The following is an 11,043-nucleotide window of genomic DNA, read 5'->3' as shown; positions in this document are numbered from 1 at the left end:
GAGCGCGACGATGATCGTTCGTCCGCGCGAGCACTGGCTGCGAATGCTGCTCGTCTGGAACGGCTCGGTGCTGCCGACCATCCTGCCGCAGCTCGTGCTGACGCTCGCGATCAGCGTCGTCGCGGTCTGGGGCGGCGGCCGCGTGCTGGGCGAGAAGGTGCCGCTGAACCCGACGCCGTTCACGCTGATCGGCCTGACGCTCGCGATCTTCGCCGGGTTTCGCAACAACGCCAGCTACGAACGCTATCGCGAAGGCCGGCAGCTGTGGGGCGGCGTGCTGACCGCCACGCGCACGCTGGTGTCGCAGGCGCTCTGCTACGGCGCGCTCGACCGCGACGACGCCTCGCGCCGCGCGTTCGTGCGCACGGTCGTCGCGTTCGTCTACGCGCTCAAGCACCAACTGCGCGGCACCGATCCGGCCGCGGACCTGCGCGCGCTGCTCGACGGCGCCACCTACGCGCGCGTCGCCGCTTCCCGGTTTCGCCCGATCGTCATCGTGCACGCGCTGCGCGAAGCCTTCGCCGCGCGCGCCGATGCGGGCCATCTCGCCGACACGCGCCTGTGGATGCTCGATGCGCGCCTCGACGATCTCGTCGCGATGGTGAGCGGCTGCGAGCGCATCGCGTCGACGCCGATTCCGTTTTCATACGACGTGCTGCTGCACCGGACCATCTACGCGTATTGCGTGTTGTTGCCGTTCGGTCTCGTCGATTCGATCGGTGCTGCGACACCTTTTGTGACAGTTTTCGTCGCCTATACGCTGATCGCGCTCGACGCCATCGCGCATGCGATCGCCGAACCGTTCGGCGACGGCCCGAATCATCTCGCGCTCGATGCGATGACGCGGCAGATCGAGCGCACGCTGCTCGAACTGAACCGCGAGCCGCTGCCGGCCGAGGTGACGCCCGGCCCCTCCTACCGCCTCACCTGAGCGGTCATCCTGTTCGATCGCCGCGGCCGCGCAGGAAATCGCCATGCGCGGCGGCCGCATCCGCGATCCGCCGCAGCAGGACCACGCCGTGCAGCAACGCATGCGCGGCGTCGCCGTCGCGCGCGGCCACGCGTCGTCGCAACAGGCCGGCCGCGGCATTGCACGTCTGCTCGAGCCGCGCGAAATCCGCCCGTGCGACGCGCCCACGCACCGCCGCCGCCGCGCGGCGCGCGGCCGGCTCGCGCGCGACCAGTTCGGCGAGCGACAGCAGGCTGTCGCCGATTCCCCAGATCGCGAGCAGATCGCGCATGTCGTGCTCGATCAGCGTCTGCGGCACGCTACCCGCGAATCCGAGCTCGCGTGCGAGACGGTCGGCCGTGCGGCTCAGCCATGCGCTCGCCGACCATGCCCGCGGATCGCGCGCGAGCCGCGCGAGATCGCGGCGCACCGCGCGATGCAGCCGCCGCCGGCTCGTGCCCGGATCGCCGGGAAACACCAGCGCGAATACCAAAGCGCCGAACGCGATGCCGAGCAGCGTCGCGAGCGCGCTGTTCAGAAACGCGGCGTCGCCGATCCGCGTCGTGTTGTTCGGCGACGTGAAATTCCAGAAGAAGATCGAGAACGCGCTGCCCATCGCGGCCGTGCGCGGATGGCGCATCGCGAGCCCGGTGCCGATCAGGAACACGCCGAGGATGTAGGCCAGCATCTCGAAGCCCGACACCGCGGGCAGCAGGATGAAGTTGCAGACGATGCCCGCGACCGCCGCGCATGCCGTGCCTTTCAGGAAACCGACGATCGCACGCACCGAATTGGGACGCGTCGAGAACAGCGCGCTCACCACGGCCGTGATCGCGACGAACCCGCCGCCCGCCGGCCACGCGGTGAAGATCCAGATCGCCGACGCAGCCAGCACCGCGACGAACGCGCGGACGCCGTTGTGACACGCGAGCACCGGATCGCGGTGGAACGCATAGCGCACGCGTGCAGGCGGCGGCACCGGCCGGTCGAGCAATGCCTGGCTCGCGAATGCACGGTCGAAGCCGCCGAGCAGCGCCGACAGCCGATCGAGCGTGAGCAGGCGCGACGTGTCCGGGCCGGCCGGCGCGGCCGCTTCGACCCGCAGTGCGTCGTCCACGCGTGCGCGCAGCGCCGCCATCTCGTGCCCGGCGTCGCCCGATACGGCGACCCGGTCGAGCACGCGTGCCGCCTCGTCGACGAGCGGCTCCGGCGCATCGCCGCCGCGCGCCGCATGCTCGCGGATCGCCAGCCCCGCGGCCTGCGCGGCGAGCACGCCGAGCGCCGCCACGCGCAAATGGCCGATCATGTTGCGCACCGGCGGCGCGCCGGCCGCCGCATATTCGGCCGCCGTATCGAGTTCGAGCGCGTCCGCGAACAACCGGTGCACGGCCGCGTCGTTCGGCTCGCGGCGCAGCGCGCCCGCGCCGACCGCCACCGCGCGGTCGAGATAGCGCGCGAGTCGCGTGCGGACATCCTTCAGCGGCGCGCCGGGTGCGAAGACCGTTTCGAACAGCGCACCGCACAGGATGCCGACCACCACGTACAAAAAACGCGCGACGGCGATGTCGAACGCATGCAGCGGCGCGGATACCGCGTCCATCGCGACGATCGCGGCCGTATAGCCCGCGAGCACCGCCGCATACGCACGAAAATTCCGCTGGAACGTCGCGATGCCCGCGCACAGGCCGATCCACGCGGCGAGCGCGGGCAGGAACAACTGAGGCGTCTGCGCGAACGCGCTGGTCAGCGCGAGCGCCACGGCCGCACCGATCGCGGTGCCGAGAATCCGGTATTGGCTCTTCGACAGCCCCATCCCGCGGCTACCCTGCGCGACGATCCACACGGTCGAGGCGGCCCATATCGGATCGTCGAGATTCATCCGGAACGCGATATAGAGCGCGGTCAACGACGCGGCCGTATTGCGGAGTGTGAATGCAAGCGCGCCGGGCGGCAGCGTCGGACGCGCGTCGCGCAGCGCGGCCCGGACGGCCGCGAGCGGCGGCATGCTGGGGAAAGCGAATTTCATCCGGCGAGCATACGGTCGCGCGGCAGCCGCCACTACGGGGCGCGGGCAGGATGCGTTATTGCGCCGGGCAGGATAATCGGCTCGATCCGCAACGTTCCGGCCCGCGACGGTAAGATGCACGCAGGCCAAACACCGAAACGAACCGCATGGACCTCGAGAGCATCCGGATATTCCTGCGCGTGGTGGAACGCGGCAGCTTCACCGCCGCGGCCACGCAGATCGACATGCCGCTCAGTCGCGCGAGCCGCAAGATCAGGCAGCTCGAGGACGACCTCGGCGTCCAGTTGCTGTACCGCACGACGCGCCGCGTGTCCGTCACCGAAGCCGGCCGCGACTATTACGAGCGCTGCCTGCGCGCCGAGGAGATCCTGCTCGACGCGGATCGTCAGGTGCGCGCGCTGCGCACGGAACCCGAAGGCACGCTGCGCGTGCTGGTGCCTTACGCGATCGGCCTGTTCGAACTGGAACCGGCGCTCGCCGAGTTTCGCCGGCGCTACCCGCTGGTCCAGCTCGTGCTGATCTACGACAACAGCGCGCTCGACCTCGTCGAACACGGCTTCGACGTCGCGCTGCGCACCGGCGTGCTGACCGATTCCGGCTATGTCGCGCGCTCGCTCGGCTGGTCGCACGCGAAGCTCGCGGCCAGCCCGCACTATCTCGACCGCGCCGGCCGGCCGCACACGCCGCAGGATCTCGCCGATCACGACATCCTGTTCGTCGGCCGCGACGCGCCCGGCCTGACGCTGCGCCTCACCAACGCGGCCGGCGACGTCGCCGACGTGCCGGTGCGGCCCGTGCTGATCTCGAACGAATCGGTCACGGTGCTGCGCCAGGCCGCGAGCGGCGGCGGCATCGCGCTGATTTCGACCCACTTCACCACACGGCGGATCGAGAGCAACGAACTCGAAATCGTGCTGCCCGACTGGCATCGCACCGACGACGTCGAGCTGCACGCGCTCTACCCGAAACGCGCGACGCTCGACAGCAAGGTGCGCGCATTCGTCGAGTTCCTGACCGAAGTCTTCACGGCGTGGCGGACCATGCCGTAGGGCCGGCAATCGATGCACGGCGGCTACATTATTGCGGTGCAGGAAAGGAATTAATGAGCGCGCAAGCGTTGATCGTCGTGCGCCGCATCGTTAGCCTGTGGCGATGAAAAACGACCACACCCGCTACGGCAGCCACGTGCCCGCTGCCCGCCGACGCGTCACGCGCGTCGCGCCCTCCTGACCGGCGACAGCCCGCCCCGCGACGCCCGCCCCGGCTTCGCCATTCCGATTCACCGATCGAACCGACCACCGCACGCGACGGCACCGCTCGTCGGGCCGCCGTGCGGCGCGCGTGCGTCCGTCCGTTCCGCGCTTCGCCGCACGCCGGCGCGTCGCGTGCGGGCGCGGCGTTCGGCCTTCGTCCATTACGCAGGAACGCCATGTCCTCTCCCTCGTCTTCAGGCCCGCTGTCGGGCGGCCGGCTCGTCATCGGCACGATCGCGGTATCGCTGGCGATGTTCATGAACGTGCTCGACTCGTCGATCGCGAACGTCGCGATCCCGACGATCTCGGGCGACCTCGGCGTGTCGGTCGACGAAGGCACGTGGGTGATCACGATCTTCGCGGCGGCCAACGCGGTGTCGATTCCGCTGACCGGCTGGCTCACGCAGCGCTTCGGCCAGGTGCGCCTGTTCGTCACGTCGATCCTGCTGTTCGTGCTCGCGTCGTGGCTGTGCGGAATCGCACCGAACCTGCCGACGCTGCTCGCCGCGCGGATCCTGCAAGGCGCGGTCGCGGGGCCGCTCGCGCCGCTGTCGCAGGCGCTGCTGCTCGGCGCATGGCCACGGCAGAAGTCGTCGACGGCGCTCGCGCTGTGGTCGATGACGGCGCTCGTCGGCCCGATCGCGGGGCCGTCGCTCGGCGGCTGGATCACGTACGACTACAACTGGTCGTGGATCTTCTACATCAACATTCCGGTCGGCTTCTTCGCGGCCGCCGTCACGTGGTTCGTGTTCCGCGATCGCGAATCGGCCACGCGCCGCATGCCGATCGACACGGTCGGCCTGCTCCTGCTCGTGCTGTGGGTCGCGTCGCTGCAGATCATGCTCGACAAGGGCAAGGATCTCGACTGGTTCAACTCGCCGGTGGTCGTCGCGCTGGGCATCGTCGCGCTGATCGGCTTCGCGTTCTTCCTCGTGTGGGAGCTGCACGAAGCCAACCCGATCGTCGACCTGCGACTCTTCACGCAGCGCAACTTCGCGGGCGGCACGATCGCGATCTCCGTCGCGTACGGGATGTTCTTCGGCACGCTCGTGCTGCTGCCGCAATGGATGCAGGGCTATCTCGGCTACCGCGCGGTCGATTCGGGGCTGGCCACCGCGCCGCTCGGATTCTTCGCAATCCTGCTCACGCCGGTCATGGGGCGTCTGCTGCCGCGCACCGATCCGCGCTATATCGCGACGCTCGCGTTCGTCGGCTTCGCGGCCGTGTTCATGATGCGCACGACGTTCTATACCGACGTGTCGCGCCGGGATCTCGTGCTGCCGACGCTGTTGCAGGGCATTCCGATGGCGATGTTCTTCGTGCCGCTGACGTCGATCATCCTGTCCGGGCTGCCGCCGGAAAAGATTCCGGCCGCGGCCGGCCTGTCGAATTTCGGCCGCACGTTCTGCGGAGCGGTGGGGACGTCGCTGATCGGCAATGCGTGGAACGACCGCACGATCCTGCATCACGTGCGGCTCACCGAACAGGCGAGCGTCACCAATCCGGTCTTCACGCAACAGCTCGACACGAGCCGTTCGCTGCTGCACCTGAGCCCCGATTCGGCACTCGCGTTCTTCAATGCGTCGGTCGATTCGCAGGCGGCCGTGATGGGCCTGAACGACATCTTCTACGTGTCGGCGATCATCTTCATCGCGATCATCCCGCTCATCTGGATCACGAAACCGGCGCGCTCGGGCGGCGGCGATGCCGATGCGGCGGCGGCCGGCGCGCATTGATCCGCGTGCACGGCGCCGGACTGCGCGCCGGCATCGCGACGGCCGCGCGATGCGCCGATCACGGCGACGACCGACGCAAGCGCCCGGCCGGCAGCGGGCGCTTTGTATCGAATCGTTTCAACGCGCCGACGGTGTCGAATGCTGCGGGTATACTCCGTCGTCAGCCGCCCGTTGCATCGTCGTCCGTCAAAAGCGGCCCGATTCCGGGCGGTTTCGTCGCGAAGCTTCGCGTTTCGCCACCCCGCGCTCCAGCCTCGATACGAGACCCCGACGACCGACCATGAAACGATTCCTGCTGCTCCTTCCCGCCGCCCTGCTCGCCGCCTGCGGTTCCGCTCCGTCGTCCGACTCGGCCGGCTCGGGTACGGCACCGATGATCTACGTGTCGTCGCAACGCCCGGCCTACGCGATCGCGAACTGCCTCGACAGCCGCCTGTCGGGCACCGAACAATCGCAGCACAACGGCGTGACCGACATCGCCGTCGGCTCGAATTCGTACTTCGTCACGCTGACGCCGTCGGGCAACGGCTCGGTGATCAAGGTCGTGCGCGGCTCGGGCAGCGAGCCGGCCGAGGAAGCGATGCGCTTCGCGGTCGCGCGCTGCGCGATCTGACGCCCTCCCGCGCGGGCCGCCCGGCCCGTCGCGACGCGCCAACCGGCGCGCCTGCCGAATATTTTCATCCGGGTGCCCGTCGATGAGAGAATCGCACCACGATTCCTTTTCGATGGAGCCCGAATGAAGCACCTGCTGTCCCGGCTGTTCGTCAGCGCCGCGCTCGTCGCGCTTGTTCCGGCGCTGCCGGCGCAGGCTGCCACGCCGCCCGGCATCTTCGTCGTCGCCACGCAACTCGGCGAATTCACGACCCTCGACCCGAGCGGGATCTACGAGCTGGTGCCGTCCGAATACGTCGCGAACACCTACGAGCGGCTGGTGCGCGTCGACCTGAAGGACCCGACGCGCTTCGACGGACAGATCGCGCAATCGTGGACGGTCGGCGCCGACGGCGTGACCTACACGTTCAAGCTGCGCCCGGGCCTCACGTTCCACTCCGGCAACCCGGTCACCGCCGACGACGTCGCGTGGTCGCTGCAGCGCACCATCCTGCTCGACAAGGGGCCGGCCGGCGTGCTCGCCGATCTCGGCCTCACCAAGGCGAACGTGATGCAGAAGGTGCGTGCGATCGATCCGCAGACCGTCGTGCTCGAAACCGACCGCAAGTACGCGCCGAGCTTCGTGCTCAACGTGCTGAGCGCGTGCCCGGCATCGGTGTTCGACAAGAAGCTGCTGCTGTCGCACCAGCAAGGCAACGATTTCGGCAGCGGCTGGCTGCGCACCAACGACGCGGGCTCGGGCCCGTACCAGCTCGTCAAGTGGACGCCGAACGAATCCATCGTGCTGCAGCGCTTCGACAAATACCGCACGCCGTACCCGATGAAACGCGTCGTGCTGCGTCACGTGCCCGAAGCGTCCGCGCAACGGCTGCTGCTGGAGAACGGCGACGCCGACGCCGCGCGCAACCTGAGCCCCGACAGCCTCGCCGCGCTGTCGAAGGCCGGCAAGATCAAGGTCGCGTCGTGGCCGGTGTCGGCCCTGCTGTACCTGAGCCTGAACACGAAGAACCCGAACCTCGCGAAGCCCGAGGTCCAGCAGGCGATGAAGTGGCTCGTCGATTACGACGGCATCCAGCGCAACATCGTCAGCACGACCTACAAGGTGCATCAGACCTTCCTGCCCGAGGGCTTCCTCGGCGCGTCGAACGCGCGGCCCTACAAGCAGGACGTCGCGAAGGCGAAGGCGTTGCTCGCGAAGGCCGGCTTGCCGAACGGTTTCGACGTGACGATGGACATGCCGAACGACTATCCGTACCTCGAGATCGCGCAGGCGCTGCAGGCGAACTTCGCGCAGGGCGGCATCCGCGTGAAGCTGATCCCCGGCGACGCGAAGCAGGCGATCGGCAAGTACCGCGCGCGCCAGCACGACATCTTCATCGGCGAATGGTCGCCCGACTACATGGACCCGAACAGCAACGCGCGCGGTTTCGCGTGGAATCCGGACAACTCGGACCAGTCGCCGACCAAGATGCTCGCGTGGCGCAACGGCTGGGACATTCCGCAACTGACGAAGGACACCGAGGCCGCGCTCGTCGAGCCGTCGCCCGCGAAGCGCGCGCAGCGTTACGAGGCGCTGCAGAAGGCCGTGCTCGCGAACTCGCCGTTCATCATCATGTTCGAGAAGGTCGTGCAGGTCGCCACGCGCCCCGGCGCGACCGGACCGGAAATCGGGCCGATCAACGACCTCGTGTCATACCGCACGCTCGCGAAATAATCGCGGCCGCCTGCACGCGCGGCCACACCGCCGTACAGGTAATCGCCGCGGGCCGCAGGGCCGGCGCCGGCCCGTGCGGCGGCGGCGATCTACAATGACCTGCATCGCGCGGATACCGCGCTGGGCACACGTAACGGGACGAGAACATGCATTCGAGCGAGCACGCAGTGTGCGTGGCGATCAACGACAACAACCGCGCGTGGTACGAAATGCTCGTGCCGTTCCTGCTGTCGCTGCGGCACGCCGGCTACGACGGGCGGATCGCGGTGATCGGCTACGGGCTGTCCGAGCGCAAGCGGCAGATTCTCGCGAGCCAGTCGGTCGACGTGATCGACGCGTCGAGCGCCTATGCGCTGCCGGTCGGCCGCTTCATCGAGGCCGCCGGGTATTGCGCGCGCCATCCGCAGATCCGCAAGCTCGCGCTGTACGACGCGGACATCTGGTTCTGCGCGCCGCAGTTCGACCTGTTCTCGCGGATCGGCGACGACCGCATCCACGTGTGCCCCGACCCGCTGTTCTGCACGTTCGTCGTCACGCCGCTGATCGGCGAGCGGCGCGACCATCACTGGCGCCTCGTCGTCGACGAAGTCAATGCGCGCCACGGCGGTGCGCTGCAGGCCGGGCTCGTCGCCGGCACCGCCGACGCGTGGGCGCGTTATGCCGACCACCTGCGCGACTGCATCGCCCGCATCGGCACCGATTTCCAGGAATGCTTCGGCCTCGATACGACGTTCCTGCATCTGTGGAGCGCGCAAGGCGAAACGGCGCTGCTCGACCCGGTCCAGAACTTCGTCAGCAAGTACGGCATTCACGAATCGTTCGATGCGGGCAGCGGCAAGACGACGCTCAGGCATCACGGCGAGCCGATCCGCGCGCTGCACATGACCGGCGACATCCGCTTCCTCGACCGGTGGCGCTACTACACGAACCACGCCGACGCCGCGCTGCGCGACGGCACGCCGTTCGCGCTGTCGGACGGCACGCCGGCCCCGTCCGATGCGCTCGCCGCACGCATCGCGGCGGCGGATTACGTGCAGTCGGCCGGGCTGACCGTTGCGTCCGCGGCGCTCGAGACGAGCGCGGGCGCCTACCTGCAGGCGATCGACGAACCGGGCGGCACGATGCTCGTCGGCAGCGGAAACCATGAAATCGTGTTCGCCGCGACCCGCGACATCGCACGGCTGAACGTCTATGTCACGCACCCGTCCGGCTCGCCGTCGCCGCTGCTGTGCGAGGTGCGGGTCGACGGCCACCCGCAGCGCAAAGGCACCGAACTGATGGCGCATTTCTGGTACCGGATAGCGGCCGGCGCCGTCGTCACGCTGCGCGCAACGAGCCTCGGCGGCCAGCAGTGCAACGCGATCTGGCGGCTGCGCGAAGCGCCGGACATGCAGCAGTAAGCGCCCGTCCGCACGCGTTCAATCGAACGCCGCCCAGACCAGGTACGCATTCAGCGCGACGATCACGACCGTCGCCGCGCCGGCGACGATTCGCAGCGGCATCCGCATCGCGTAAGCGCCCATCACGTCCTTGCGCGCCGACAGCATCAGCAGCGCGATCATCGGCATCGGCAGCACGAAGCTCAGCACGACCTGGCTCGCCACCATCGCCCGCGTGACGTCGCAGCCGAGCGCGACCACCACGAACGCGGGCGCGATCGTCACCGCGCGCCGCACCCAGATCGGCATGCGGCGGTGGATGAAGCCCTGCATCACGACCTGCCCGGCCATCGTGCCGACCACCGAGCTCGATACGCCCGACGTCAGCAGCGCGACGAGAAACAGCGCGCCGGCCGCCGGCCCGAGCACCGGGACCAGCGTGTGATAGGCGTCGCCGATGTCGGTCATGCCCGGCGCGGCCACGTGGAACGCCGACGACGCCATCATCACCATCGCGAGATTCACGAATCCGGCGAGCCCGAGCGCGATCACGACCTCCCGGTTCGAGAAACGCACGAGCCGCCGCCGCTGCGCGTCGTCGCGCGGCGCGGTGCGATCCTGCGTGAGGCCCGAATGCAGATACAGCGTGTGCGGCATGATCGTCGCGCCGATGATCCCGACTGCAATCGTCAGCGCCGCATGATCCGGAATCTGCGGGACCACCAGGTGGAACGCGGCCGCACGCCAGTCCTGCGGCGCGATCAGCAACTCGCCGAGATAACACGCGCCGATCACGCCGACCAGCGCCGCGATCGCCGCTTCGAGCGGCCGGAAGCCGCGTCTTTCGAGCGCGAGGATCGCGCAGGTCGCGAACGCGGTCGCGACCATCCCCGCGAACAGCGACAGGTGGCACAACAGCCCGAACGCGAGCGCGCCGCCGAGGAATTCGGCGAGGTCGGTCGCCATCGCGGCGATCTCGGATGCGATCCACATGGCCCACACGACCGGCGCGGGAAAGCGGTCGCGACACAGTTCGGCGAGGTTGCGGCCGGTCACGATGCCGAGCTTCGCCGACATCGCCTGGAACAGCATCGCGATCGCGTTCGCGGCCAGCACGACCCACAACAGCCGGTAGCCGTACGCGGCGCCGGCCTGGATGTTGGTCGCGAAGTTGCCGGGGTCCATGTAGCCGATCGACGCGATCACGGCCGGGCCGACGAACGGCAGCAGCGCGGCGACGCCGGTGCGGCGCCCTTCCAGCGCGGCGCGCGCCGCGCCGTCGGTGTGCTCGGTGGAGCGGCCCGGCAGCGCGAAGCCGCCGGCAGGTTTGCTCGGGACGGGAAGCATGGTGGAGTTTCCGTTCGAATGAGTAAG

The 11,043-nt window shown here is 68.9% G+C and carries 8 protein-coding genes; 6 read left to right on the top strand and 2 right to left on the bottom strand.

Annotated elements, in window-relative coordinates; all coding sequences use genetic code 11:
- Positions 1-10 precede the first annotated feature (10 nt).
- Positions 11-931, top strand: coding sequence for a bestrophin family protein (locus WS96_RS25090; RefSeq protein WP_059836208.1), 921 nt, complete (start codon positions 11-13; stop codon positions 929-931).
- A 4-nt stretch (positions 932-935) separates the two neighbouring features.
- Here WS96_RS25090 and WS96_RS25085 read toward each other — a convergent pair whose 3' ends face one another.
- Positions 936-2,975 (bottom strand): FUSC family protein, encoded by a 2,040-nt coding sequence (locus WS96_RS25085; RefSeq protein WP_059836206.1) that lies wholly within the window; start codon positions 2,973-2,975, stop codon positions 936-938.
- Positions 2,976-3,121: 146 nt separating this feature from the next.
- Here WS96_RS25085 and WS96_RS25080 point away from each other — a divergent pair, with 146 nt between their 5' ends.
- From WS96_RS25080 to WS96_RS25060, 5 genes are all read left to right on the top strand, one after another.
- Positions 3,122-4,024, top strand: a complete 903-nt coding sequence (locus WS96_RS25080) for a LysR family transcriptional regulator (RefSeq protein ID WP_059836204.1) — start codon at positions 3,122-3,124, stop codon at positions 4,022-4,024.
- A gap of 380 nt (positions 4,025-4,404) precedes the next feature.
- A complete protein-coding gene (locus tag WS96_RS25075; RefSeq protein WP_059836202.1) occupies positions 4,405-5,964 on the top strand; it encodes a DHA2 family efflux MFS transporter permease subunit in 1,560 nt (519 codons plus the stop codon).
- Between the two features lie 280 nt (positions 5,965-6,244).
- Entirely contained in the window at positions 6,245-6,577 is a 333-nt protein-coding gene (locus tag WS96_RS25070) for a hypothetical protein (RefSeq protein WP_059836200.1), read from the top strand.
- 123 nt (positions 6,578-6,700) lie between these two features.
- Positions 6,701-8,290, top strand: a complete 1,590-nt coding sequence (locus WS96_RS25065; protein ID WP_034204669.1) for an ABC transporter substrate-binding protein — start codon at positions 6,701-6,703, stop codon at positions 8,288-8,290.
- A 146-nt stretch (positions 8,291-8,436) separates the two neighbouring features.
- Positions 8,437-9,690: a hypothetical protein gene (locus tag WS96_RS25060; RefSeq protein ID WP_059836198.1), complete on the top strand. Its 1,254-nt coding sequence runs from the start codon at positions 8,437-8,439 to the stop codon at positions 9,688-9,690.
- A gap of 18 nt (positions 9,691-9,708) precedes the next feature.
- Here WS96_RS25060 and WS96_RS25055 read toward each other — a convergent pair whose 3' ends face one another.
- Positions 9,709-11,016, bottom strand: a complete 1,308-nt coding sequence (locus tag WS96_RS25055) for an Nramp family divalent metal transporter (RefSeq protein WP_059836196.1) — start codon at positions 11,014-11,016, stop codon at positions 9,709-9,711.
- Between the last annotated feature and the right edge of the window lie 27 nt (positions 11,017-11,043).

This window comes from Burkholderia sp. MSMB1835, from assembly GCF_001526365.1.
Classification (GTDB): domain Bacteria; phylum Pseudomonadota; class Gammaproteobacteria; order Burkholderiales; family Burkholderiaceae; genus Burkholderia.
The sequence above is the reverse complement of the archived record's forward strand: the minus strand, read 5'-3'. Positions and strand labels throughout refer to the sequence as shown.